At 65.7% G+C, this 25,600-nt stretch carries 23 protein-coding genes and 1 tRNA gene; 8 read left to right on the top strand and 16 right to left on the bottom strand.

What is annotated here, in order from left to right; translation table 11 throughout:
- Positions 1–12: 12 nt before the first annotated feature.
- The 3 genes from ACIIOY_RS10255 to ACIIOY_RS10265 form a co-directional block, all read right to left on the bottom strand.
- Positions 13–1,005: an Hsp33 family molecular chaperone gene (locus ACIIOY_RS10255; RefSeq protein ID WP_411034561.1), complete on the bottom strand. Its 993-nt coding sequence runs from the start codon at positions 1,003–1,005 to the stop codon at positions 13–15.
- Between the two features lie 195 nt (positions 1,006–1,200).
- Complete coding sequence (gene argF, locus ACIIOY_RS10260; protein WP_411034562.1) at positions 1,201–2,112, bottom strand: ornithine carbamoyltransferase; 912 nt, start codon at positions 2,110–2,112, stop codon at positions 1,201–1,203.
- A 31-nt stretch (positions 2,113–2,143) separates the two neighbouring features.
- The gene (locus tag ACIIOY_RS10265) at positions 2,144–3,334 is read right to left on the bottom strand and encodes an aspartate aminotransferase family protein (protein ID WP_411034563.1); all 1,191 of its coding nucleotides are present in this window, start codon (positions 3,332–3,334) and stop codon (positions 2,144–2,146) included.
- Between the two features lie 425 nt (positions 3,335–3,759).
- On the opposite strand from ACIIOY_RS10265, the gene ACIIOY_RS10270 reads away from it, so the two are divergent.
- Entirely contained in the window at positions 3,760–4,290 is a 531-nt protein-coding gene (locus ACIIOY_RS10270) for a GcrA family cell cycle regulator (RefSeq protein WP_411034564.1), read from the top strand.
- A 142-nt stretch (positions 4,291–4,432) separates the two neighbouring features.
- Here the strand turns inward: ACIIOY_RS10270 and phoB are convergent, their stop codons facing one another.
- The 7 genes from phoB to phoR form a co-directional block, all read right to left on the bottom strand.
- Positions 4,433–5,116, bottom strand: coding sequence for a phosphate regulon transcriptional regulator PhoB (gene phoB, locus ACIIOY_RS10275; protein ID WP_244767332.1), 684 nt, complete (start codon positions 5,114–5,116; stop codon positions 4,433–4,435).
- Positions 5,117–5,136: 20 nt separating this feature from the next.
- Positions 5,137–5,862: a phosphate signaling complex protein PhoU gene (gene phoU, locus ACIIOY_RS10280; protein WP_411034565.1), complete on the bottom strand. Its 726-nt coding sequence runs from the start codon at positions 5,860–5,862 to the stop codon at positions 5,137–5,139.
- 38 nt (positions 5,863–5,900) lie between these two features.
- The gene (gene pstB, locus ACIIOY_RS10285; protein ID WP_411034566.1) at positions 5,901–6,716 is read right to left on the bottom strand and encodes a phosphate ABC transporter ATP-binding protein PstB; all 816 of its coding nucleotides are present in this window, start codon (positions 6,714–6,716) and stop codon (positions 5,901–5,903) included.
- Positions 6,717–6,728: 12 nt separating this feature from the next.
- Positions 6,729–8,057, bottom strand: coding sequence for a phosphate ABC transporter permease PstA (gene pstA / locus ACIIOY_RS10290; protein WP_411034567.1), 1,329 nt, complete (start codon positions 8,055–8,057; stop codon positions 6,729–6,731).
- Positions 8,054–9,538, bottom strand: a complete 1,485-nt coding sequence (pstC, locus tag ACIIOY_RS10295; RefSeq protein ID WP_411034568.1) for a phosphate ABC transporter permease subunit PstC — start codon at positions 9,536–9,538, stop codon at positions 8,054–8,056. The genes pstA and pstC overlap by 4 nt, the downstream gene beginning before the upstream one ends.
- 115 nt (positions 9,539–9,653) lie before the next feature.
- Complete coding sequence (locus ACIIOY_RS10300; protein ID WP_411034569.1) at positions 9,654–10,688, bottom strand: PstS family phosphate ABC transporter substrate-binding protein; 1,035 nt, start codon at positions 10,686–10,688, stop codon at positions 9,654–9,656.
- Positions 10,689–10,876: 188 nt separating this feature from the next.
- Positions 10,877–12,169: a phosphate regulon sensor histidine kinase PhoR gene (gene phoR, locus ACIIOY_RS10305; protein WP_411034570.1), complete on the bottom strand. Its 1,293-nt coding sequence runs from the start codon at positions 12,167–12,169 to the stop codon at positions 10,877–10,879.
- A gap of 142 nt (positions 12,170–12,311) precedes the next feature.
- Here phoR and ppk2 point away from each other — a divergent pair, with 142 nt between their 5' ends.
- Positions 12,312–13,193: a polyphosphate kinase 2 gene (gene ppk2, locus ACIIOY_RS10310; RefSeq protein ID WP_411034571.1), complete on the top strand. Its 882-nt coding sequence runs from the start codon at positions 12,312–12,314 to the stop codon at positions 13,191–13,193.
- 9 nt (positions 13,194–13,202) lie between these two features.
- Here ppk2 and ACIIOY_RS10315 read toward each other — a convergent pair whose 3' ends face one another.
- A complete protein-coding gene (locus ACIIOY_RS10315; RefSeq protein WP_411034572.1) occupies positions 13,203–14,348 on the bottom strand; it encodes a PilN family protein in 1,146 nt (381 codons plus the stop codon).
- A gap of 466 nt (positions 14,349–14,814) precedes the next feature.
- On the opposite strand from ACIIOY_RS10315, the gene ACIIOY_RS10320 reads away from it, so the two are divergent.
- Positions 14,815–15,777, top strand: a complete 963-nt coding sequence (locus ACIIOY_RS10320) for an NAD(P)H-dependent flavin oxidoreductase (RefSeq protein WP_411034573.1) — start codon at positions 14,815–14,817, stop codon at positions 15,775–15,777.
- 126 nt (positions 15,778–15,903) lie between these two features.
- Positions 15,904–15,979, top strand: a tRNA-Thr gene (locus ACIIOY_RS10325).
- A gap of 57 nt (positions 15,980–16,036) precedes the next feature.
- Here ACIIOY_RS10325 and ACIIOY_RS10330 read toward each other — a convergent pair.
- Positions 16,037–17,221 (bottom strand): AI-2E family transporter, encoded by a 1,185-nt coding sequence (locus ACIIOY_RS10330; protein WP_411034574.1) that lies wholly within the window; start codon positions 17,219–17,221, stop codon positions 16,037–16,039.
- 307 nt (positions 17,222–17,528) lie between these two features.
- Between ACIIOY_RS10330 and ACIIOY_RS10335 the strand changes: the two genes are divergently transcribed.
- Positions 17,529–19,229, top strand: a complete 1,701-nt coding sequence (locus ACIIOY_RS10335; protein WP_411034575.1) for a long-chain fatty acid--CoA ligase — start codon at positions 17,529–17,531, stop codon at positions 19,227–19,229.
- Between the two features lie 116 nt (positions 19,230–19,345).
- Positions 19,346–20,971, top strand: a complete 1,626-nt coding sequence (gene pgi / locus ACIIOY_RS10340) for a glucose-6-phosphate isomerase (protein ID WP_411034576.1) — start codon at positions 19,346–19,348, stop codon at positions 20,969–20,971.
- 26 nt (positions 20,972–20,997) lie between these two features.
- Here the strand turns inward: pgi and ACIIOY_RS10345 are convergent, their stop codons facing one another.
- The 4 genes from ACIIOY_RS10345 to ACIIOY_RS10360 all read right to left on the bottom strand — a co-directional run bounded on the left by ACIIOY_RS10345 (position 20,998) and on the right by ACIIOY_RS10360 (position 24,401).
- Positions 20,998–22,083 carry a glycosyltransferase family 4 protein gene (locus ACIIOY_RS10345; RefSeq protein ID WP_411034577.1) on the bottom strand — a complete coding sequence of 362 codons (1,086 nt, stop codon included), beginning with the start codon at positions 22,081–22,083 and terminating at the stop codon, positions 20,998–21,000.
- A gap of 48 nt (positions 22,084–22,131) precedes the next feature.
- Positions 22,132–23,061 carry a carbohydrate kinase family protein gene (locus ACIIOY_RS10350; RefSeq protein ID WP_411034578.1) on the bottom strand — a complete coding sequence of 310 codons (930 nt, stop codon included), beginning with the start codon at positions 23,059–23,061 and terminating at the stop codon, positions 22,132–22,134.
- Between the two features lie 63 nt (positions 23,062–23,124).
- A complete protein-coding gene (locus tag ACIIOY_RS10355; RefSeq protein ID WP_411034579.1) occupies positions 23,125–23,823 on the bottom strand; it encodes an orotate phosphoribosyltransferase in 699 nt (232 codons plus the stop codon).
- Between the two features lie 149 nt (positions 23,824–23,972).
- A complete protein-coding gene (locus tag ACIIOY_RS10360; protein WP_411034580.1) occupies positions 23,973–24,401 on the bottom strand; it encodes a DoxX family protein in 429 nt (142 codons plus the stop codon).
- Positions 24,402–24,545: 144 nt separating this feature from the next.
- Between ACIIOY_RS10360 and ACIIOY_RS10365 the strand changes: the two genes are divergently transcribed.
- Positions 24,546–24,776: a hypothetical protein gene (locus ACIIOY_RS10365; protein ID WP_411034581.1), complete on the top strand. Its 231-nt coding sequence runs from the start codon at positions 24,546–24,548 to the stop codon at positions 24,774–24,776.
- A 109-nt stretch (positions 24,777–24,885) separates the two neighbouring features.
- Positions 24,886–25,590 (top strand): Crp/Fnr family transcriptional regulator, encoded by a 705-nt coding sequence (locus ACIIOY_RS10370; protein WP_411034582.1) that lies wholly within the window; start codon positions 24,886–24,888, stop codon positions 25,588–25,590.
- The last annotated feature ends 10 nt before the right edge of the window (positions 25,591–25,600 follow it).

The raw sequence follows: 25,600 nt of genomic DNA on the forward strand, positions 1-25,600 counted from the left end.
GCTGCCCCTTTTTTACTGCGGCAGCACTTCCGACGCCTCGAAGCGGTAGGTGGTCGAGCAGAATTCGCAGGTGACCGCGATCTCGTTCTCCTCGTCCGCCGTCTCGGCGATCTCTTCCGCGCTGAGCCCGGCCAGAACGTTTTTCAGCTTCTCGCGCGAGCAGGAGCAGCGGTCGAAGACCTGCTGCGGCTGGTAGACGCGCACGCCGCGCTCGTGGAAGAGGCGGTACAGAAGGCGCTCGGTGCCGACATTGGGGTCGGTCAATTCGTCGGCGTCGATCGTCTCGACCATCGCCTTGGCTTCGGCCCAGTTGTCGTCGTCGTCGATCTTGTGGCCGACTTCCTCGCCGTCGCCGCCCGGAAGATCGGCCTGCCGCATGCGTTCCGGCGCCTGCGGCAGGAACTGCGCGACCATGCCGCCCGCCCGCCAGCGATGGCGGGCCTTGCCGGCCGGGTCGCGGTCGTAGAGCTCGGCGACGCCGAGACGCACCTTGGTCGGGATCTGCTCCGACTGGCGGAAATAGACGCCGGCGATCTCTTCCAGCGTGTGGCCGTCAAGCGGGACGATGCCCTGGTAGCGCTGGGTGTGCGGGCCCTGGTCGATGGTGAAGGCGAGGACGCCCTTGCCGAGCAGCTCGTGCGGCTCGGTCCTGCCTTCGGCGACGGCGGCGTCGAGCGCCGGCTGGTCGAAGCGGGCATAGGCGCGCACATCCTGCGGCGCGGAAAAATCGGCGACGAGCAGGTCGACCGGGCCGTCGCCCTTGGTCTGGACGATCAGCTTGCCCTCGAACTTCAGCGAGGTGCCGAGCAGCACGGTCAGCGTGATCGCCTCGGCGAGCAGCCGCGCAACCGGCGCGGGATAATCGTGCCGGCCCAGGATGCCGTCGAGCATCGGGCCGAGCTGCACGGCGCGCCCGCGCACATCGAGGCCTTCCACCTGGAACGGCAGGACATGGTCGTCGCCGGCAAAGCCGGGTTCACCGAGTTTCAGGGCACTTTCAGCCATCGTCATTCTGCTCCTTGCACGCCGCGATGCCGGCGGGCGATCAGCCCGGCCGCGTCCGACAGCGTTCTACCGTGATTCAGCGCTCCCTGCCGCCCGATCATTCCATACCGGGCGGGCATGCGCCAGCAAAAGCGCCTTGCAGCGCCCCGTGATGGCCCCTAGATCGTGCGGGCAGCCCCGTTTTTCAAGGCGGCGTCAGACGACGCCGAAACACCAGGCGAGGATGGACTTCTGCGCGTGCAGGCGGTTTTCCGCCTCGTCGAACACGACGGACTGCGGGCCGTCGATCACCTCGTCCGTCACCTCCTCGCCGCGATGGGCCGGCAGGCAGTGCATGAAGAGGGCGTTCCTGTCGGCACGCGCCATCAGCTGCTTGTTGACCTGGTAGGGCTGGAAGATGTTGTGGCCGCGGGCGCGGTGTTCCTGGTTCATGGAGACCCAGGTATCGGTGACGACGAGATCGACGCCGTCCACGATCGCTTCCGGGTCGTGACCGAGCAGGATGTCGCCGCCGTTGTCGCGCGCCCAGTTCAAAATCTTGTCGTCGGGCTCCGAGCCCATCGGCACCGCCATCCTCATCGTATAGCCGAAACGGGCGGAGCCCTCGACGAAGGAGTGCAGCACGTTGTTGCCGTCGCCCGTCCAGGCGAAGGTCTTGCCCTTCGTGGAGCCGCGATGCTCCTCGAAGGTCATGATGTCGGCCATGATCTGGCAAGGGTGGGTGAGATCCGTCAGCGCGTTGATGACCGGCACGGTGGCGTGCTCGGCAAGCTCCAGCAGGCGCGCATGGTCGGTCGTGCGGATCATGATGGCGTCGACGTAGCGCGACAGGACCTTCGCCGTGTCGCCGATCGTCTCGGCGCGGCCGAGCTGCATTTCGGTGCCCGACAGGAACAGCGTCTCGCCGCCGAGCTGGCGCATGCCGACATCGAAGGAGACGCGGGTGCGCGTGGAGGGCTTCTCGAAGATCATCGCCAGCATCTTGCCGGCGAGAGGCCGCTCTTCCGTACCGGCCTTGCTGGCCGCCTTGCGCTTGTGCGCATCGTCCATGATGACGCGCAGATCGCTTTCCGAAACGGCGGAAAGGTCGAGAAAATGCTTGGCCATGGTATGTCCTGTCTGTCCCCGGTCCCTTTGCTCAGGCGGCCTTGGCGGCCGTGAGCTTCTCTGCTGCCCGCTCGATACGCGCAAGCCCCTCGCGCGCTTCTTCCGCCGTCACCGTCAGCGGCGGCAGCAGCCGCAGCACGTTGTCGCCCGCCGGGACGGCGAGCAGCCTTTCCGCGCGCACAGCCTTCAGCAGGTCGGCAGCCGGAATCTTCGCCTTGATGCCGAGCATCAGCCCCTCGCCGCGGATCTCCTCGACGATCTCCGGGAAGCGGTCCTTCAGCGCCGCGAGGCCCTGGCGGAAGACGAGGGCGACAGCGCGCACATGGTCGAGGAAGCCGTCTTCGAGCACGACGTCGAGCACGGCGTTGCCGACGGCCATCGCGAGCGGATTGCCGCCGTAGGTGGAGCCGTGCGTGCCGGCGACCATGCCGGATGCGGCTTCCGCGGTGGCAAGGCAGGCGCCGAGCGGAAAGCCGCCGCCGATGCCCTTTGCGACCGCCATGATGTCCGGCGTGATGCCGGACCATTCATGGGCGAAGAGGCGGCCGGTGCGGCCGACGCCGGACTGCACCTCGTCGAGCACGAGCAGCAGCCCGTACTCGTCGCACAGCTGGCGCAACTCCTGCATGAACTCCTTCGGAACCGGGCGGATGCCGCCTTCACCCTGAACCGGCTCGATCAGGATCGCCGCCGTTTCCTCGGTGATCGCATCCTTGACGGCGGTGATGTCGCCGAAGGGGACCTGGAGGAAACCGGGGGCCTTGGGGCCGAAGCCTTCGAGATACTTCTCCTGCCCGCCCGCCGCGATGGTCGCGATCGTGCGGCCGTGGAAGGCGCCTTCGAACGTGATGATATGGTACTTGCCGGCATGGCCCTTGGCGAAATGATAGCGCCGCGCCGTCTTGATCGCGCATTCCAGCGCCTCGGCACCCGAATTGGTGAAGAACACCTTGTCGGCGAAGGTGGCTTCGGCCAGCCTGCGGCCGAGGCTTTCCTGGCCGGGGACTTCGTAGAGGTTCGACAGGTGCCAGACCTTGTCGGCCTGGTCCTTCAGCGCGGCGACAAGATGCGGATGGGCGTGGCCCAACGAATTGACGGCGACGCCCGCGGCGAAATCGAGATATCGCTCGCCATCTTCGGCAATCAGCCACACGCCCTCCCCGCGCGTGAACCGGAGCGGGGCACGCATATAGGTTTCATAGAGCGGCGCGGCATCGGCCATGGCGCGGATCCTCCGAAAAGAGATGCGGAAAAACGTGTCTGCGGCTTGACTTTTCCGGGCATCAGAAAAATCAAAAGCCGCCTTTCGGCGGCATGCCGGCACTATCGGCATTTCACCCCGGGATGTCAACAAAATCGCAAGCCGAAATGCGGCTGAACCTCCCGCAAGGTGAGGATTCACGGCACGCGTGGAAGGTGTCGCTATCGAGTCACACCCGACCAGCAAGTTGGGGAAAACTCCGAAATCGATTCGCCTCGATTCGGGCGACTCTTGTCACGGAGTCCCCCGGACTCTAGGTTAAAGGCCAATTACTAGGCTGCATGCGGCGGAACTAGTCACCAAAAGAGTTAGGGCGTTCAGTTCCGGACCCGTCCGGAACGCGATGAGGGATTCCCGCATTGCGAGCGCCGAACGGAGACGAGAGCATGAACTGGACAGACGAGCGCGTCGAGAAACTCAAGAAGCTCTGGAGCGAGGGCCTGAGCGCGAGCCAGATCGCGGCACAGCTCGGCGGCGTCAGCCGCAACGCGGTCATCGGCAAGGTGCACCGGTTGAACCTGCCGGGCCGGGCCAAGGCCGGCGGCACGCAGAGCGCATCGCGCCCGAAGCGCCCGGCGGCGGCAGCCCCGCGCCCGTCCAACTTCGCGGCCCGCGCCGTCACCGCCCGCACCGTGGCGCGCCCGGCCGGCAACACCATCGCCAAGGAAGAGATCGATTTCGACGCGCAGAGCGACCAGCTTCCGGTTCCGGCCAACGGCAATGCCGTGGTCGTGCCGATGTCGCGCCGGCTGGAACTGACGCAGCTCACCGAGCGCACCTGCAAATGGCCGATCGGCGATCCGCTGAACGACGACTTCCATTTCTGCGGCAACGAGTCCCCGGACAACTCGCCCTATTGCACCTACCACCAGCGCCTCGCCTACCAGCCCTCGGCCGAGCGGCGGCGGATGCGGTGAACAGCACGAGCGTGGACTGAGACGCGGGCCCGGAAGGGCCCGTTTTCGTCTGGGTTGGAGAATAAGGGCGAGGTCAACGCACCGCAAAACGCGAAACAGGCCCCGAAGGGCCCATTCCGTCCTTGGGAGGAAACTTTTCGCCTCAGGCTTCCAGCGAATAGCCGGCGCCGCGGACTGTGCGGATGACGTCCTGCATGTTGGCGAAGTTGAGCGCCTTGCGCAGGCGGCCGACATGCACGTCGACGGTGCGCTCGTCGACATAGATGTCATGGCCCCAGACGCCGTCGAGGAGCTGCGAGCGGGAGAAGACGCGGCCTGGCGAGGTCATCAGGAACTCCAGCAGGCGGAACTCCGTCGGGCCGAGGCGCACTTCGCGGGTGCGGCGGTGGACGCGGTGCGTCTCGCGGTCGAGCTCGATGTCGCCGCAGCGCAGGACCGTCGAGACGACCTCCGGCTTGGCCCGGCGGAGCATGGCGCGCACGCGGGCGACGAGCTCCGGCGTCGAGAAGGGCTTGACCACATAATCGTCCGCGCCGGTGGCAAGGCCGCGGACCCGCTCGCTCTCCTCGCCGCGCGCCGTCAGCATGATGATCGGCAGGCGCTCGGTTTCCGGCCGCTGGCGCAGGCGCCGGCACAGCTCGATGCCGGAAACGCCGGGCAGCATCCAGTCGAGGATGAGCAGGTCCGGCATGCGCTCCTGCAAGCGCATCTCGGCCTCGTCACCGGAGAGGATCGTATCGACCTCGAAGCCTTCGGCCTCGAGATTGTAGCGCAGGAGGACGCTCAGCGCCTCCTCGTCTTCCACGACGGCAATTCTGGGCACCATGGACCTGAACCCTGCTCTCGTTACTCGGAGACGTCGCTGGTGCCGGCGGCAACCACCGACGTCGAGGTATCGTCCTTCGGGCGCTCGCCCTCGGGCTGCGAGCCGGTCGCCATGTAGTAGATGGTTTCGGCGATGTTCGTCGCATGGTCGCCGATGCGCTCGATGTTCTTGGCGCAGAACAGGAGGTGCGTGCAGGGCGTGATGTTGCGCGGATCCTCCATCATGTAGGTCAGGAGCTCGCGGAACAGCGAGGTGTAGATCGCGTCGATCTCGTCGTCGCGCTCGCGGATGGCCTTGGCCTTGTCGACCGAGCGCGTGGCGAAGACGTCGAGCACTTCCTTCAATTGCATCAGGGCGAGCTCGGCAAGGTGCTCGAGGCCGCGGGCGAGCTTGCGCGGCATGCCCGAGCTCTGCACGGCGATGACACGCTTGGCGGTGTTCTTGCCGAGGTCGCCGACGCGCTCCAGCTCGGCCGCGATGCGGATCGCGCCCATGATCTCGCGCAGGTCCGCCGCCATCGGCTGGCGCTTGGCGATGGTGACGATCGCCTTCTCGTTGATCTGGCGCTCGGCATTGTCGAGGATGACGTCTTCCGAGATCACCTTCTGCGCCAGCGCCGCGTCGGTGGTGACGAGGGCGCGGACGGAATCCGACACCATCTGCTCGGCGGTGCCGCCCATTTCGGAGATGCGGCGGGAAAGGTACTTCAGTTCTTCGTCGTAGATCGAGACGATATGGGTCGGCATGGCTTTGTCCTTGCTGCGCGTGGTCAGGAAAACGGGCGTCAGCCGAAGCGGCCCATGATGTAGTCCTGCGTGCGCTGGTCGTCCGGGTTGGTGAACATCTTGTCCGTGTCGTTCTCCTCGACGAGGTTGCCGAGGTGGAACATGGCGGTGCGCTGCGAGACGCGGGCCGCCTGCTGCATCGAGTGCGTCACGATGACGATGGTGAAGTTGGCGCGCAGCTCGTGGATCAGTTCCTCGACCTTGGCCGTCGCGATCGGGTCCAGCGCCGAGCAGGGCTCGTCCATCAGGATGACCTCCGGGCTGACGGCGACGGCGCGGGCGATGCAAAGGCGCTGCTGCTGGCCGCCGGAAAGGCCGGTGCCGGACTCCTGCAGGCGGTCCTTCACCTCGTTCCAGAGGCCCGCCTTCTGCAGGCTCTGCTCGACGACGGCGTCCATGTCGGCCTTCGTCTTGGCGAGGCCATGGATGCGCGGGCCGTAGGCGACATTCTCGTAGATCGACTTCGGGAACGGGTTCGGCTTCTGGAAGACCATGCCGACGCGGGCGCGCAGCTCCACGACGTCGATCGCCGGATCGTAGATGTCATCGGAATCGAGCGTGATGCGGCCGGTGACGCGGCAGCCGTCGATCGTGTCGTTCATGCGGTTCAGCGTGCGCAGGAAGGTGGACTTGCCGCAGCCCGACGGGCCGATGAGGGCGGTCACGGTGTTTTCGCGGACGTTGAGGTTGACGTCGTAAAGGGCACGCTTCTCACCATAGTAGACCGAAACGTCCTTGCCGATCATCTTGTAGGAAATGTCGTTCATTTTCTTGTCCAGCGCTTTCTCGACTGCTGCTTCTGACATGATGTTCATCTGTCTGTTCCTTTACCAACGCCGTTCGAAGCGGCGGCGCAACAGGATTGCACCAACATTCATCAGGATGAGGAAGATGAGGAGCACGATGATGGCGCCCGAGGTGCGCTCCACGAAGGCGCGTTCGGCCTCGTTCGCCCACATGTAGATCTGCACCGGAAGCGCCGTCGCCGGGTCGAGCGGGGTTGCCGGAACGTCGGCGACAAAGGCGACCATGCCGATGAGGAGGAGCGGGGCGGTCTCGCCGAGAGCGTGGGCGAGGCCGATGATCGTGCCCGTCAGGATGCCCGGCATGGCGAGCGGCAGGACGTGGTGGAACACGGTCTGCATCTTCGAGGCGCCGAGACCCAGGGCCGCCGAGCGGATCGACGGCGGCACGGCCTTCAGCGCCGCGCGGGTCGCGATGATGATCGTCGGCAGCGTCATCAGCGTCAGCACCAGGCCGCCGACGAGGGCCGCCGAGCGCGGGAAGCCGGCGAAGTTGACGAAGACGGCAAGGCCGAGCAGGCCGTAGACGATGGACGGCACGGCGGCAAGGTTGTTGATGTTGACCTCGATGAGGTCGGTGAAGCGGTTCTTCGGCGCGAATTCCTCGAGGTAGATCGAGGCGGCCACGCCGATGGGCAGCGAGAGCACGAGCACGATCAGCATCATGTAGAGCGAGCCGATCAGCGCGACGCCGACGCCGGCGGCTTCCGGGCGGCTCGACGCGCCGTTCACGAAGAGGCCGGTGTTGAAATGCTTGGAGAGGGCGCCGCTTTCGGCGAGCTGGTTCATCCAGCCGACCTGGCGGTCGGAAACCTTGCGGTTGTTTTCCGTCACATCGAGGTTGATCTGGCCCTTGAAGGCGGAGTCGAGGTCGCCGTGTGCGAGGAAGCTCACCGTCTGCGTGGTGCCGATGATCGACGGATTGGCGGTGACGAGGTTGCGGAACTGGACGCGGACGCTGTCCGAGATCATGCCGTTCACCTGCCGCATCGCGGCGCGGTCGTTCTCGTCGACGCCGAGCACCTTGGCAAGCGCGTTGCGGGCGACGACCGGGTAGTTCGCGGAAGCCAGCTTCTGCGGGTTGGTGGCGCGCTCGTTGTTCCGGTCGATGACCTCCTCGGAGAACTCGACGGGAATGGTGATCATGGTCTGCTGGAAGGCGGTGTAGCCCTTGGAGACCACCGAGAACAGCAGCAGGAACAGGAAGAGGAGGCCGAAACCGATCGCCGCCATGCCGTAGAGGCGGAAGCGGCGTTCGGCGGCGTAGCGGCGGCGAAGGCCGATATCGCGGCGCTCGGGCCTGGCGGAAATGCCGAGGGCGGCCGTCGAAGGGCTCGTGGAGACCTGGCTCATTCGTACTGCTCCCGGTATTTGCGCACGATATAGAGGGCGTAGATGTTGAGGCAAAGCGTGATGACGAAGAGCGTGATGCCGAGCGCGAAGGCCACCAGCGTCTGAGGCGAGGTGAATTCGAGGTCGCCCGTCAGCTGGTTGACGATCTTCACCGTCACCGTCGTCATCGGCTCGAAGGGATTGAGCTGCATGCGGGCGGCAACGCCGGCGGCGAGCACCACGATCATGGTTTCGCCGATGGCGCGGGACGCGGTCATCAGCAGCGCGCCGACGATGCCCGGCAGGGCCGCCGGCAGGATGACGCGCTTGATCGTCTCGGAGCGGGTCGCGCCGAGGCCGAGCGAACCGTCGCGCAGCGCGCGCGGCACGGCGGTGATGATGTCGTCCGAGAGCGAGGAGACGTAGGGGATCAGCATGATGCCCATGACGAAGCCGGCGGTCAGCACGCTCTGCGCCTGGATGAAGCTCGCATAGTTGCCGGTGACGAGGCCGTTCAGCTGCGCGGAGATATCGCGCAGGAAGGGACCGACCGTCACGAGGGCGAAGAAGCCGTAGACGATGGTCGGGATGCCGGCGAGCACTTCGAGCAGCGGCTTTGCGACCGAGCGGACGTGACGCGAGGCATATTCCGACATGTAGATGGCCGCGAAGAGCCCCACCGGCACGGCGACCAGCATGGCCACGAAGCCGATATAGAGCGTGCCGGCGAGCAGCGGGATCAGGCCGAACTGGCCGGAGGAGTCCGTCGCGCCGGCGGCGGCGAAGCGCGGATCCCAGACCGTGCCGAAGAAGAACTCCCAGGCCGGCACCATGTTGAAGAAATGCACGGCCTCGGTGAGCATCGAGGCGACGATGCCGACCGTCGTCAGGATGGCGATCGACGAGGCGCCGATGAGGCCGACCAGCATCACGCCTTCGACACGGTTGCGCGCGCGGAACTTCGGCGCGATCGCGCGGTAGGAGACGACGGCGCCGGCGAGCGCGGCGATGACGACGAGGATCGACAGGAAGGTGCTGCTTGCCGCCGTCATGCGGTTGAGGTCGTCGGCGGCCGTCAGCATGTAGGGCGCGGGGTCTGCCGCGAGCGGCACGCCCTTGGCGCCGAGCACCGCGCGGGCCGCGGAGCCGTCCGCAAACAGCGCCTCGCGCTCTTCCGGCGTCAGCAGCTTGAGACCGCGCGCGATCGCGCCGATCATGTTGTAGTTGAGGTTCTGCGTCGCCTGCGGTTCGGCCTTCACCTCGTCGGGAAAGCCGCCGCGCACCGTCGAGCCGATGTAGATCGGGCTTGCGATGATCCAGACCAGGAGCACGAGAACCGCCGGCAGCATGGACCAGATGGCGACGAAGGAGCCGTAGTAGCCCGGCCGGGAATGCAGGCTCGAAAGCCTGCCGCCGGCAAGCGCGTTGGCGCGCCAGCTGCCGACGAGATAGCCCGCCACGCCGATGACGGCGACGATGAGCAGAAGAAGGGAAATACTCATTTAGGAAATTCTCCCGGCGAGATCACCCGCCCCGACCTTTCGACTGACGCGGGCGGACCGCCCGAAAGGAACGGCCGGCGCGGCTCTTGCGAGAGAACCGCGCCGGCCGACGTCATTACATGATCTTGCCGTCGGCGAAGGCCTTGCGGATCTCTTCGCGCTCGGCATCCGGAGCGGCGACGAGGCCGTATTCGGCGAGCGGAGAGTCGGGGCCGATCATGTCGTCGCTCGTGAAGAACTCGACATATTCCTTCAGGCCCGGAATGACGCCGAGGTGCGCCTTCTTGACGTAGAAGAACAGCGGGCGGGAAACCGGGTACTCGCCGGAAGCGATCGTCTCGGTCGACGGAACGACGCCGTTGACGGTGGCGACCTTCAGCTTGTCGGCGTTGTTTTCGTAGAAGGAGAGGCCGAACACGCCGATGCCGGTCTTGTTGGCGGCGATGCGGGCCAGCGTTTCCGTGTAGTCACCGTCGATGTCGACGGCCAGACCGTCCTTGCGAACGGCTACGCACTTGGAATGCTGTTCCTTCTCGTCGGCGACGGCAGCCTTGATGGCGTCCTGCGCGCCGGAGGCCTTGCAGCCCTCGGCGAGGATCTTCTCCTCGAAGACTTCGCGGGTGCCGTGCTTTTCGCCCGGGATATAGGCGGCGATCTCGGCGTCCGGCAGGTCGGCGTTGACTTCCGACCACTTCTTGTAGGGGTTGGCGACGATCTTGCCGTCGACGACGACCTCGGCGGCGAGCGCCTGGTAGAGGTCCTTCGGCTCGAGCTTCAGGTCGGCATTGCTGGCGTCGGTGGCGAAGACGATGCCGTCATAACCGATGCGGACTTCCTGGATCTCGGTTACGCCGGCGGCCTTGCAGGCCTCGATTTCGCTGTCCTTGATCGGACGCGAGGAGTTGGCGATGTCGATGGTGTTCGGGCCGACGCCCTTGCAGAACTCCTTCAGGCCGCCCGAGGAACCGCCGGATTCGACGATCGGGGTCTTGAAGTCGGGGAAGGTCTCGCCGAACGTCTCGGCGACGATCTTGGCGTAGGGAAGAACGGTGGAGGAGCCGGCGATCTGGATCTGGTCGCGCGCAACGGCAACGCCTGCGAATGCGGCGGAGGCAACAAGCGCCGCGACAGTGAGCTTAAGAGATTTCATCTGGGTTCTCCCAAAGAGGACGTGTGTGGAAAGCGCTGTTCTACGCTCTCTGCCGTTGACCGGCGGCTCTTCTCTAAACCCCGATCGCCCTTCCTTTTATGTCAGTTTGACGAAACATTTGTGACACTTAAAGATATTGAAATTACTTGTATATTTCGAGAAGCACGACGAAGGTGCCGCCCTTTGTGTCAGAATTTGACGGTGAAGACCGTGCCCTTGCCCACTTCGGACTTCACGACGAGCCGCGCCTTGTGGCGGGTGAGGATATGCTTGACGATGGCAAGGCCGAGGCCCGTGCCCTTCTTGGACCGGCTCGCTTCCACGTTAACCCGGTAGAAACGCTCGGTGATGCGGGGCACATGCTCGGGCGGAATGCCGGGGCCGTAGTCCGTGACGCTGAACTCGGCGGGCGCATCCCCGCCGCCGGTGAGCACGACATCAACCCGCTTGCCTTCCTGGCCGTACTTGCAGGCATTCTCGACGAGGTTCTCGAAGACCTCGACCAGTTCGTCCCGGTCGCCGTGGACGGTGACCGGGTGCTTCGGCAGGTCGAGCACCACCTCCACGCCGAGATCGCTCGCCAGCGGCTGCAGGCTGTCGCGCACATGGCCGAGCAGCGGCACGAGGTCCACCGTCTGGTCGGGCGCAAGGTTCGAGCGCAGTTCCAGGCGCGAGAGCGAGAGCAGGTCGTCGACGAGGCGGCTCATGCGCGTCGCCTGCTCGTGCATGATGCCGAGGAAACGCTCGTGCGCCCTGGGATCGTTCTTCGCGGGCCCCTGGAGGGTCTCGATGAAGCCGCGCAGCGAGGCGAGCGGCGTGCGCAGTTCATGGCTTGCATTGGCCACGAAATCGGAGCGCATGCGCTCGATGCGGCGAGCCTGGGAGACGTCGCGGAAGGTCAGCAGCCAGAGCGGCTCGGTCGTCGGGCCGGCAAGCGGCGCGATACGCACGACATAGACCGTCTCCGAAGGAAGCCGCTCGGCATGCTCGGTCTCGCGCGGCTGGCCGGAGCCGATGGCATCGCGCACCATGTCGAGGATGCCGGGCGCGCGGATACGCCCGGCAAGGTCGCTGCCGTGCGGTATCGGGCCGAAGATGGCTTCTGCCGCCCGGTTCTGGAGCTTCACCGTTTCACGGGCCGAAAGAAGGAGCGCAGGCGCATCCAGCGCGCCGAGAACGGCGGCGATCGCCGTCAGGTCTTCCGCCGGCGCCGCGAGACCGGCAGCCGGCGCGGCGGAGACCGCATCCATGGCCTTGCCGGCGTCTTCACCCGCACGCCGCTCGGTGCGCAGCAGGCCTGCGATGACGAGCAGCAGGACGGCGAAGGACACCCAGCCGAGATGCAGCCCCGCGAGCCACATCATGAAGCCGACGAAGACGGCGGAGGCGATGAGAACGCGTTCGCCCCACAGTTGCGCCGCCAGCCAGCCGAGGCCCGTCCGCTGATCCGTCACCGCCGCCCATTCCCTTGCAAGCATCATGCCCTCCGCGCCTCAATCGATTCCCGATGGATAGCGCGGCTTCGTGACATGTTTTTCACGGCGCGCTTGAATTCGCAATCCGGTTGTGGCCACCTTCGGCGATGCGGCGCGCGCCGCACCCTGTCATTTCAAGGAGCGGACGATGGCGGAAAAGGTCGAAAGCCGGGCTGTGGAACTCGACATCCAAGGCAAGAAGCGGGTGTTCGACATCGACGATCCGAAGCTTCCGGACTGGATCGAGGAGAAGGCCTTCGGCTCCGACGACTATCCCTACGACAAGAAGCTCGACAACAAGGAATATGAAAAGACGCTGAAGCTCCTGCAGATCGAGCTCGTCAAAGTGCAGTTCTGGCAGCAGAAGACGGGAAAACGCATCATGGCCGTCTTCGAGGGGCGCGATGCCGCGGGCAAGGGCGGCGCGATCCACGCCACCATGTCCTACATGAACCCGCGCTCCGCCCGCATCGTCGCGCTCACCAAGCCTACAGAGACGGAGCGCGGCCAGTGGTATTTCCAGCGCTACGTCGCCACCTTCCCGACGGCCGGCGAATTCGTGCTGTTCGACCGTTCCTGGTACAACCGCGCCGGAGTGGAGCCGGTGATGGGCTTCTGCACGCCCGAGCAGTACGAAAAGTTCCTGAAGGAGACGCCGCGCTTCGAGAAGATGATCGTCTCGGAGGGCATCCACCTCTTCAAGTTCTGGCTCAATATCGGCCGCGAAATGCAGCTCAAGCGCTTCCACGACCGAAGGCACGACCCGCTCAAGATCTGGAAACTCTCGCCGATGGACATCGCCGCCCTCAACAAATGGGACGACTATTCGGAAAAGCGCGACCGCATGCTGAAGGAAACACATACGGACCAGGCCCCCTGGACCGTGATCCGCGCCAACGACAAGCGCCGCGCGCGCATCAACCTGATCCGCCACATCCTCAAGACGCTCGACTATGACGGCAAGGACAGGCAAGCGATCGGCGAGATCGACGACAAGGTCCTCGGCTCGGGCCCCGGCTTCCTCAAGTAACCCGGCGACTCATTCGCCCGGCAGGATGCGCACGGCGTAGAGATTCACGCTCGCATCCCCGCCGGAAATGTCGCTGTTCAAAAGCAGGTGTCCCGGCTCGCTCGGCGAGAGCGAGCGGTCGAACTCCACCTGGAACAGGATATCGGTGCGTTCGGCCACCGTGAACCGGTGGCGCCCGCATCCGCCCATGGTGGAAAAATCACATTCCACCGCGACCTGTACCGGCTTGTCGCCCGCCGACTGTACGGTGAGCGCGACCGTCGAGGTCTTGCCGCCCATCTCGCCGAGGATCTCCGGCGACACCTCGATGCGCACCGCGCCGTCCCGCTCCGGATTGGTGGAGGTGACGCGCACGGCCGGGCCTTCATTCGTGCTGACGGACTCGAACCGGCCAGCCGCGCCGGCGGAAAGCCTTGCCGTGTCGTCCGGCGAGAAGACGGCGCGCCAATCGGAGGAGAAGCGGCTCTGGGTGTCGAGCGCCTTCTTGACCGGATCCTCGCCCGAGAAATCCTCGCCGGAAACCCGGGCGGGCGGCGTGGAATTGTCTGCGCCGTTCTGCAGATCTTCGAGCAGCCCGCTCGTCTGCAGCCACCAGGCAAGGGCGCCGAAGGCAGCGATCAGGGTTGCGGCGACCAGAAGGAAGGAGAACACCCGGCTGCGGCGCTTGCGGGCCTTGGCGACCCGCTCCGGGCGGAAATCCGAGGCTTCGCCGGTCGCCGCCCGGGTTTCCGGCGCGGCGGCGCCGGCCCGGGCAAAACCATCCTCCCGCTCGGGGCGGATGGCGCCTATGTCGCCCGCCGCTGCCGGCCGTTCTGCCTCCATGCGCGGTTCGGCGTCGAGCTGCGGCTCGGGCCGCACATCCCGCCCGGCATGCAGCATCGGCTCCGGCCGCTCCTCCACCACAGGCTCGACGCGGCCGCCGTGCGCGGCAGCGGCTGCGGTCAGTTGCGCGCGCTCCTCGGCCTCGATCTGGTGGATCGTCGCCTCCAGCCGGTGGCGCTGCGCGGCGATCGTCTCGGGATCGTTGATCTCCTGCTTGCGAAGGCCCGCCTCGAGCGCGTTGCGTGCCGACTGGTATATGCGCGCCCGAACCTCGGCATTGGCGCGCTCCGAGCGCGCCAGCGCGTTCCTGATTGCCGTTTCGAGTCCGCTCACATCCGACCCTTCTGTGGGAACCGCCCAACGCCGCGGCGATAATGCACCTGTGGAAAGAGCCCTACTTTCCGGCTTTTGTTAGCTTTTGCGTAACGTTTGACGGGAATTTGCGCAAGTCTTCCGGCCAAAACTGCCTGTCCTTCGCCGGGGATAAGCGGCATATCGGGGCTGTTGTTCGAGCGCACCGCCGTCGTAGATATTCCGCTGCGGCGGTTGTTCCCACACGATGCCGGCGGGATTCTCGCGCCGCGCGGCATCGGATAGGTCCTTCGTTCTTCCGCCACCTCCCCGTCTTGCTTGCGTCATTTGCACCTGCCGCCGCAAGCCTGGCGATCCCGCAAAGCCGCGCCTTTCGCGGGGAAAGCCGTGTCTGGCGGACGCTCCGCGCCCCCTTTTCAGGAAGGAATCGGGCTGCTATGGTTTTGACGTTTTCGTAAACGTCAAAACCATACAGGACTCCCCCGCCATGGCCCTGCCCGCGATCCTCAAGGACAAGCTGCGCCTGCCCGTCGTCGGCGCACCGCTCTTCATCGTCTCGCATCCCGCGCTGACACTCGCACAATGCAAGGCGGGCGTCATCGGCGCTTTTCCGGCGCTCAACGCGCGCCCGGAATCGCAGCTCGACGAATGGCTGGCGGAAATCACCGAAGGGCTGGCCGCGCACGATGCGAAGAATCCCGGCCGGCCGGCCGCTCCCTTCGCCGTCAACCAGATCGTGCACCGCTCCAACAGACGGCTGGAGCACGACCTGACGATGTGCGTGAAGTACAAGGTACCGATCGTCATCTCCTCCCTCGGCGCCGTGCCGGAGGTGAACGCGGCCATCCATTCCTATGGCGGCATCGTGCTGCACGACGTCATCAACAACCGGCACGCCAATTCGGCGATCCGCAAGGGCGCGGACGGGCTGATCGCGGTCGCCGCCGGGGCGGGCGGGCATGCCGGCACGCTCTCGCCCTTCGCGCTGATCCAGGAAATCCGCGAATGGTTCGACGGCCCCCTCCTCCTCTCCGGGGCGATCGCGACCGGCGGGGCGGTCCTTGCCGCCGAAGCGATGGGCGCCGACATGGCCTATATCGGTTCGCCCTTCATCGCGACGAGCGAGGCGCGGGCGAGCGAGGCCTACAAGCAGATGATCGTCGACAGCACCGCCGCCGACATCGTCTATTCCAACTACTTCACCGGCATCCACGGCAACTACCTGAAACCTTCCATCGCCGCCGCCGGCATGGACCCCGACCACCTGCCCGAGGCCGATCCGTCCAAGATGGACTTCGACAAGGCCACCACCGGCGCGAAGGCCTGGAAGGACATCTGGGGCTGCGGCCAGGGCATCGGCGCGGTGAAAGCCGTCGGCCCGGTCGAGGACCTCGTCGCCCGGCTGGAGCGCGAGTACCAGACCGCCAAGGCCCGCATCTGCGCCGCTTGAGCAAGCCGCTCCGCTGCACCCGTGCGGGGAAAAATGCGGAAGTTGAAACTCCCCGCTTGAAATCTCCCGCCATTGCGGCTATCAGCGCACCCAATCCGGTCCCGACACGCTTCGGGACCTTCAGAGGCCGCTTTAGCTCAGTCGGTAGAGCACATCATTCGTAATGATGGGGTCACGTGTTCGAGTCACGTAAGCGGCACCATTTCCTCGGTCTTTCCTGAAATTATATGCGGCAGGCCTCGGCCTTCCTCGCGCAACATCAGCCGACGTTGCGCTCCTGATCCAGCGCATCGTCCGATGCTTCGTCCAGGATGAGGGGCGAGGACGCTTCGGTGGCTTCGATCTCGCGCATCCACTCGCGCCAGATGGCGACGAGCAGGGCCATGAGGACGGGGCCGATGAAGAGGCCGAGGAAGCCCATGGTCTTCACGCCGCCGATGAGGCCGAAGAAGGTGGGCAGGAAGGGCAGCTTGATCGGGCCGCCGACAAGGCGGGGACGCAGCGTCTTGTCGACGATGAACAGTTCCACCGAACCCCAGGCGAACAGGGCAAGGCCCTCGACGAGAGAGCCGCTGGAGACGAGGTAGACCGAGACCAGCGTGAAGGACAGCGGCGCGCCGCCCGGGAAGAGCGCCATGACGCCGGTCAGCACGCCGAGCGTGACGGCGGAAGGCACGCCGGCGATCCAGTAGGCGATGCCGAGCACGATGCCCTCGCCGATGGCGATCAGCGTCATGCCCGTGACGGTGGAGCTGATCGTCGCCGGCACGATGCGGGAAATGCGTTCCCAGCGCATCGGCAGGATGCGCTCGCCGAGGCGGTCGACCTGCCTGGCGAAGGACAGGCCGTCGCGGTAGATGAAGAAAAGCGCGATCAGCATGAAAAGCATGGCGAGCAGCAGGTTGAAGGCCTTGCCGCCGGCCGCCAGCGCGACACGGTATATGTTGCCGATGTTGGCGCCGCTGACGATCTGCGTCAGCTCGCCGATCGCGCCCGGATGATCGAGGAAGCGCGTCCACTGCATGTCGAGCCAGCCGCCGATCACCGGCAGCGCGCGGATCCAGTCCGGCGTCGGCGCGCCGGTGCGGTTCGTCTCGACCGCCCAGCCGATCCAGTCGCGGATCTCGTGGAAGGCGTAGGTCGAGGCGAACATGATCGGCCCGATGATGAAGCCCAGGATGAGGAGGATGGCGATGGAGGCCGCAAGCGTGCGGTTGCCGTTCACCTGCGCCAGGAGACGCGAATAGAGCGGCCAGCTGGCGAAGGCGATGACGAGCGCCGCCAGCACCGGCACGAGGAAGCCGTGGAAGAAGTAGATGCCGGCAAGCACGATGAAGACGAGAAGCCAGCGCGCCGCCGAGATCGGCGATATGAGCGCAGCACCGCTCGGACGCGGCGCGCCGAGGAGCCGGGGTTCACTTCTGCGATGTTCCGAATGCAGCACTCTGTCCACTCCAATGGGTCGGCGTCCGGGCCGATGCGCCTAGATAAGATGTATCCGAGGAATGTTAAACATATACGCGGTTTTTTGGGCAACGGCGCGCCGAGACGCCGCAGGAAGCCATTTAATCGCAACCTCACGAAAAAGCGACTGGAGGATCGCCGGATTGTTGACGTTTACGTCAATGTAATATAGCGATGACGCTTGATGGCGCGCGCCAAAAGCATCATCTTGTCCGCATCGGACGGTTGGAGGACCTTTCGGTGCCGGCGGGGCGGACGATGCCCGCGTCCAATGAGGAGGAGCACACATGTCGGTCACAGCAGAGCACCCGTCTACACAGCCGTCCGGCCGTTTCTGGCTTGCCTCGTATCCCGAGGGCATGGCGCAGCAGATCGCGCCGCTCAGCCACAATTCCATCGGCGCGCTCGTCGAAAGCTGCTGCGCCCAGTTCGCCGACCGCCCCGCCTTCACCAGCATGGGCAAGACGCTGACCTTCCGCGATTTCGATGCGGCATCGGCCAGGATCGCCGCCTGGCTCCAGGCCCGCGGCCTTGAAAAGGGCGACCGCGTCGCGGTCATGATGCCGAACATCCTGCAGAACCCGGTGATCATCTTCGGCATCCTGCGCGCCGGCCTCGTCGTCGTGAACGTCAACCCGCTCTACACGCCGCGCGAGCTGGAGCACCAATTGAAGGACGCCGGCGCCAAGGCGCTGTTCGTGCTGGAGAATTTCGCGAGCACCGTGGCGCAGGTCGTCTCGCGCACGGCGGTGAAGCACGTGGTCGTCACCACGATGGGCGACATGCTCGGCGTCAAGGGCCTGATCGTCAACCTCGTCGTGCGCAAGGTGAAGAAGCTGGTGCCCGCCTGGTCGCTGCCGGGCCACATCCCCTTCAAGCAGGTGATGGCGGAAGGCGCGCGCAACACCGTCAAACCCGTCAGCGTCGAGCCCGGCGACACGGCCTTCCTGCAATATACCGGCGGCACGACCGGCGTCTCGAAGGGCGCGGTGCTGACGCACGCGAACCTGCTCTCCAACATGGAGCAGATCAAGCTGTGGATCGAGCCGACCTTCCGGATCAAGAGGCGGCCGGAGCAGCTCGTCTTCATCTGCGCGCTGCCGCTCTATCACATCTTCGCGTTGACGGTGAACGGGCTGATGGGCATCGCGCTCGGCGGCCACAACGTGCTGATCGCCAATCCGCGCGACATCCCGGCCTTCGTCAAGGAACTGGCGAAATACCGCTTTCATATCTTCCCCGGCCTCAACACGCTGTTCAACGCCCTGATGAACAACCCGGACTTCGCCAAGCTCGACTTCTCCGAGCTCGTGCTGACGCTCGGCGGCGGCATGGCGGTGCAGCGTCCGGTCGCCGAACGCTGGCAGAAGACGACGGGCTGCGCGATCACCGAGGGCTACGGCCTTTCCGAAACGTCGCCGGTCGCGACGGCCAACCGTTTCGACCTTCCGGAATTCACCGGCACGATCGGCCTGCCGCTCCCTTCCACCGACATCGAGATCCGCGACGACGACGGCAAGACGCTGGCGCTCGGCGAAGTCGGCGAAATCTGCATCCGCGGCCCGCAGGTCATGGCCGGCTACTGGCAGCGGCCGGACGAAACGGCGAAGGTGATGACGCCCGACGGCTTCTTCCGCTCCGGCGACATCGGCTTCATGACGCCCGAGGGCTACACAAAGATCGTCGACCGCAAGAAGGACATGATCCTCGTTTCCGGCTTCAACGTCTTCCCGAACGAGGTCGAGGAAGTGGCGATGTCGCTGGCCGGCATCCTCGAATGCGCGGCGATCGGCGTGCCGGACGACCATTCCGGCGAAGCGGTGAAGCTCTTCGTGGTGAGGAAGGATCCGGCGCTCACCGAATCGGACGTGAAGGCGCATTGCGCGGCCAACCTCACCAATTACAAGCGGCCGAAATTCGTCGAGTTCCGCGACGAGCTGCCGAAATCCAATGTCGGCAAGATTCTCCGCAAGGATCTCCGGGGCTGACGGCAGCCCCGGTTAAACCGATTTAATTTTTTCGGCCGAGTCGCGTTTGCGGTCTTGATTTGCGGATGCCAAAGCGACTAGCTAACCGGCATCGTCCAAAGCCAGGGAACACGCCGATGAACGCGCTTGTCGAAAAGCTGAAATCCGTCGTCCGCGAGACCAACGCCATAGACATAAGGGCCGCGTTCGCGGCCGATCCCAAGCGCTTCTCCCGTTACTCCGCAACGCTCGGCGACTTCCTCTTCGACTATTCCAAGTGCGCGGTGAACGACGCCGTGCTCGACGGGCTGGAAGCGCTTGCCAGGCAAGCCGGCGTCGAGAAGAAGCGCGACGCCATGTTCTCCGGCGAGATCATCAACATCACGGAGGAGCGCGCCGTGCTGCACACCGCGCTGCGCAACCGCTCCAACACGCCGGTGCTCGTCGACGGCAAGGACGTCATGCCGGACGTCAACGCCGTGCTCGACGCCATGGGCGCCTTCGCCGACGGAATCCGCTCGGGCGCATTGAAGGGCGCGACGGGCAAGACGATCACCGACGTCGTCAATATCGGCATCGGCGGCTCCGACCTCGGCCCGGTCATGGCGACGCTGGCGCTCGCGCCTTTCCACGACGGGCCGCGGCTGCACTTCGTCTCCAATATCGACGGCGCGCATATCGCCGACACGCTGAAGCTGCTCGATGCCGAGACGACGCTGTTCATCGTCGCCTCGAAGACGTTCACCACCATCGAAACGATGACGAATGCGGCGACGGCGCGCAAGTTCATCGCGAACGCGCTTGGCGAGGCGGCCGTCGGCAGCCATTTCTGCGCGGTCTCCACGGCGCTCGACAAGGTCGCCGCCTTCGGCATCGACGAGGCCCGCGTCTTCGGTTTCTGGGACTGGGTGGGCGGACGCTATTCGATCTGGTCGGCGATCGGCCTGCCGCTGATGATCGCCATCGGCCGGCAGAATTTCGCGGACTTCCTCGCCGGCGGCCATGCCGTCGACAACCATTTCCGCGAGGCGCCGATCCGGCAGAACATCCCGATGCTGCTCGGGCTCATCGGCTACTATCACCGCAACGTGCTCGGCTATCCCTCGCGTGCGATCCTGCCCTACGACCAGCGCCTGTCGCGCTTTCCGGCCTATCTCCAGCAGCTCGACATGGAATCGAACGGCAAGTCCGTCACCATGGATTCGACGCCTGTCGAGGGCCAGACCGGGCCGGTCGTCTGGGGCGAGCCCGGCACAAACGGCCAGCACGCCTTCTACCAGCTGATCCACCAGGGCACGGCGATCATCCCGGCCGAGTTCATGATCGCGGCGAACGGCCACGAGAAGGACCTGCGCCACCAGCACCAGCTCCTCATCGCCAACTGCCTGGCGCAGTCGGAAGCGCTGATGAAGGGCCGCACGCTGTCGGAGGCCAAGGCCCAGCTCACCGCCAAGGGCATGGACGAGGCGAAGGCCGACCGAATCGCGCCGCACCGGGTCTTCTCCGGCAACCGGCCGTCGATCACCATGGTGTACGACAGCCTGACGCCCTTCGCGCTCGGCCGGCTGATCGCGCTCTACGAGCACCGCGTCTTCGTCGAGGGCGCGCTCTTCAACATCAACTCGTTCGACCAGTGGGGCGTGGAGCTCGGCAAGGAACTGGCGACGGGCCTGCTGCCGGTGATGGAAGGCAAGGAGAGCGCCGAAGGCCACGATTCCTCGACGGCCGGGCTCGTCGCAGCGCTGCTGAAGGCCGCGCAGTAAGCCGTCCCGGCAAAAGCGCGCAGCGGTCAGCGAAGGCTGAGGCGGCGTGCCGCGAAAGCATCGCGCGGCACGCGGGCGAGGTTTCCGAGGAACTGGCGTGCGCAGGCGCGCCAGCTGTAGGTCATGGCGCGGGCGCGGGCGACGTCCTTCGGGATATCAAGGGCGGCAAGCGCCGCTTCCCGCAGGTCTTCCGACAGCACGCCGCCCTCGCCGAGCACGTCGCGCGGGGCGGTGACGGGAAAGGCAGCGACCGGAACGCCGCTCGCCAGGGCTTCCAGCATGACATTGCCGAACGTGTCCGTCCGGCTCGGGAAGACGAAGACGTCCGCCGAGGCGTAGATCGCCGCAAGCTCCTCGCCGGTCCTGCGGCCGAGGAAATGCACGGCCGGATAGCGCTGCCGCAGCACGGCAAGGTCCGGCCCGTCGCCGACCACGACCTTGCTGCCCGGCAGGTCGAGGCCGAGGAATGCGGGAAGATTCTTCTCGACCGCAACCCGTCCGACATTCAGGAAGACCGGCCGGGGCAGGCCGAGGTCGCGGCGCCTTGCCGGATCGAACAGCTTCGTATCGACGCCGCGCGACCAGCGCTTGATGCGCACGAAGCCGCGCGCCGCCATCTCCGCACCGAGCGACTTCGTGGCCACCATCATGCCCTCGCCGGCATTGTGGAAACGGCGCAGCCACCAGTAGCTCCAGCTTTCCGGAATGGGCAGGCGCGCGCTGATGAACTCGGGAAAGCGCGTGTGATAGGCCGTGGTGAAGGGCAGCCGGCGTTTGAGGCAGGCGCGCCGCGCCGCCATGCCGAGCGGGCCTTCCGTCGATATATGGATGTAATCCGGCGCGACGGCCTCGATCTCGGCGAGCACCTGGCGCACCGAGGCGATGGCGAGCCGGATTTCCGGATAGGAGGGCAACGGGATCGTCGCGAACTTCTCCGGTGTCAGGAAGACGACCTCGATGCCCTCCTCCGCCATCGAGCGGGCCAGCTCCTCGAGCGTGTGCACGACGCCGTTCAACTGCGGGCGCCAGGCGTCCGTGACGACGAGGATGGTGGGCGCCCGGCCATTCGACCAGGCAGCAGCGGGCGAATCGGGAGCGGTGTCATCGAACATGGCCCCTTTGACCATGCCGCGATGACAGGCGAATGAAGAGGGCGCAGACTATGCGAGCCCGATCTCGCCGGCCCAGGGCGGGTTCGCGCCGGCGCGGGAGACGGTGACGGCCGCGGCCCTGGCGCCGAGCGCCAGCGATTTGGCGATCTGGTCTTCCGACAGCTTCGCCACCTGCTCCTTGGTGAGCAGGTTCTGCTTCTTCAGCGAGGCGAGCACGCCGGCATCGAAGGTATCGCCGGCGCCGACCGTGTCGACCACCGCCACCCGCTCGCTCGGTACCGTCACCTTGTGGCTCTCCGTATAGCCGACCGCGCCCTGCGCGCCGCGCGTCACGACGACGAGCTTTGCGCCGTGGTGCAGCCAGTAGCGCGCCAGCGCCTCCTCGTCGCCTTCGAGACCGAACCAGGCGAGGTCCTCGTCGGAGAATTTCACGATGTCGGCCATCGCGGCCATGCGGCGGATGCGGCCCATATGGGCATCCTTGTCCCTGATGAAGCCCGGACGGATGTTCGGATCGAGCGAGATGACGCGCTTTTCATGCTCGCGCTTCAAAAGCGCCTCGTAGGTGGAGCCGCAGGGCTCGGGGATGAGGCTGATCGCGCCGAAATGCAGCGCCTCGCAGTCCTCGCCGAGCACCGGCAGCTCGGCTTCGGTGATCATGCGGCCGGCGGTGCCCTCGTCGTAGAAGGCATAGGTCGCATGGCCGTCGACCAGCTTGACGAAGGCGACGGTCGTCGGACGCGACAGCGTTGCGCAATAGCTGTAGTCGACGCCGCTTTCGCGCAGCGTGCCGCGCAGGATGTCGCCCATCATGTCGTCGGAAAGGCCGGTGAAGAAACCCGTCGGCACGCCGAGGCGGCCGAGCGCGATCGCCGTGTTGAAGATCGCCCCGCCGGCATAGGGCGCGTAGGCATCCTCGCCGAGCGTCGTCGTCCGCGGCAGCATGTCGATCAGCGCTTCACCACAACACAGGATCATCGAATTCCTCCCATCGAACTTTCAATCGATTTAAACGATCGCAGCGGAAAGCGCCATAGGCTTTTACGACGTCGGCAGCTCCGCAACGCCGCCATGGGCCGCCGACCAGGCGAGCGGCGCATCGAAGAAAGCCTCGACGGAGGCGAGCGTCGCATCGTCGAAGAGCTTTTCCTGCCGGGCAACGGCGAGCACGTCGCGCCAGGTGGCGATGTGGTGCAGCGTCACGCCGCCATTGGCATAGCGGGCCTCGGCCTCCTTGAAGATGCCGTAGTAGAAGAGCGACATGCCGTGGTCGACCACGCCGCCGGCCGCGCGGATCGCATCGATGAAGGTGAACATGGAGCCGCCGACCGTCACGAGGTCCTCGATGACGAGCACGCGCGCGCCTTCCGGCATCACGCCCTCGATCTGCGCGTTGCGGCCATGCCCCTTCGGCTTCTTGCGCACGTAGATCATCGGCAGGCCGAGCCGGTCGGCAAGAAGCGCGGCGAAGGGGATGCCGGCCGTCTCGCCGCCGGCGACCACGTCGAAGCGCTCGAAGCCGGCGTTGCGGGTGACGGTCGCGGCGGCGAAATCCATGATCGCCGAGCGGATGCGCGGATAGGAGAGCAGCTTGCGGCAGTCCATGTAGACCGGGCTCGCCATGCCGGAGGCAAGCTTGTAGGGCTCCCCGGGACGGAAGTGAACCGCCTTGATCTCCCACAGCATGCGGGCCATCAGCTCCGCCATCACGTCTCTGTCCGGAAAGGAATTGGAAAACATCGGCATCTCCCGCGTGACTGTCTGACGGTGCGCATAGCAGCAAGAGCATCGGCTTTCCAGCGGGTGCGGCCTTTTCCGGAGGCCGCACGACGAAAAACCCTTCCCGGAGGCCGGGAAGGGTTGCTGGAGGATCAGCCTGTTGCGGGCGGTCAGGCGGCGGCGCGCCGGGCGTCGATCGAATAGGTGCCCGGACCGAAGGCGGCGAGCATGAGGAAGCCACCGGCGATCGTGATGTTCTTCCACATCATCAGGCCGTTGAAGACGGTCAGGAGGCCGTTGGCGCCTTCCGGGAAGTCCGGGATGTTGATGGAACCGCTGTGGAACACGAGCGCGGTGAACACGCAGAAGAGGGCGAGCAGGTAGGAGGCGATCCTCGTCTGGAAACCGACGAGGATGAACAGGCCGGCGACGAGCTCGAAGAGGCCGGCGAGATAGGCGAGCGCGGTGGCGGCCGGCAGGCCGGCACCGGCGATCATGCCGGCGGTGCCCGACGGATCGATGAGCTTCGGATAACCGGCCGTGATGAACATGAGGGAAAGGAGGATGCGTCCGAGGAGGACGACGGCGTTCTGCTGCATGGAAAGCTCCTGGGGCTTCAAGCGTTTGGTCGGCAGAGAGATACCAGCTTTCCGCCGTCAATCTAGACGAGCAAACAGGCGACAGATTGTTCTCTTTTTGTGAACGACTCCTGTTCCCCGCGGAACAGACCGGCGGATCCCGCCATGCGACAAGCAGCGCATCCCTTCTGCCTTGCCGGAGACGCCATGCGCCACTGCCTTCTCACCCTCGCCCTTGCCGTCGCTGCCCTCACCTTCTCTTCCGCCGGCCATGCGGGCACCTCCTATCCGGAAGGATATTACGGCCATTACCAGCAGACCTGCATAACCAAGCGCGTCCGCACCACGGACGCTCACGGCCGGACGATCACCAAGCGCGTGCGCATCTGCCGGTAGCGCCCGGAACGCTCCGTTCTTTTCTGTTGCAAGCGCCCAGCGGCTGGGCGAAGATTTCCACCGGGCAGCCCGTCTTTACTTCGTCAGCGGCGGCCGGGGGAAACCGGATATGAACGAGATCAACAGGAGCGCCGCGTTCTGGCGTTCTTTTCCGATTTTCGAAGGCTTCAGCAAGGAAACGATCGGCGAGATCGCCGCGATCGCCACCTTCCGCAAATGGCCGGCCGGCACGGTGATCTTCCAGCGCGGCGACGAGGGCAACTATCTCATCGTGCTCGTCTCCGGCCGCATAAAACTCTCGCTCATCACGCCGCAGGGCAAGGAGCTGTCGCTGCGCCAGCTCGAACCCGGCTCGGTGCTCGGCGAGATGGCGATCCTCGACGGCCAGCCGCGCTCGGCGGACGCCACGGCCGCCGTCGCCACGGAAGGCTATGTCATCGCCAAGCGCGATTTCCTCGACCTCCTCACCCGCAACCCGACAGCCGCGCAGGCGATCATCCACTATCTCTGCACCAAGCTGCGCGAGACGACGGAACAGCTGGAGACCATAGCGCTCTACGACCTCGACGCCCGCGTCGCCCGCTTCTTCCTGGCGACGCTGCGCGGCATCCACGGCGAGGAATTGCCGGACAGCGCCAATCTCCAGCTTGCGCTGAGCCAGACGGAGATCGCCGGCATCCTCGGCGCGAGCCGGCCGAAGATCAACCGGTCGATCCTGGCGCTGGAGGAAGCCGGCGCCATCCGCCGCAACGGCGGCATCATCCATTGCAATATCGGCCGGCTCCACAGCGTTGCCGAGCCGGATGACGACTAGCCCCCCGGCC

Origin of the sequence: Shinella agrisoli (assembly GCF_046557955.1) — a bacterium.
In the GTDB taxonomy this organism is placed as follows: Bacteria; Pseudomonadota; Alphaproteobacteria; order Rhizobiales; family Rhizobiaceae; genus Shinella.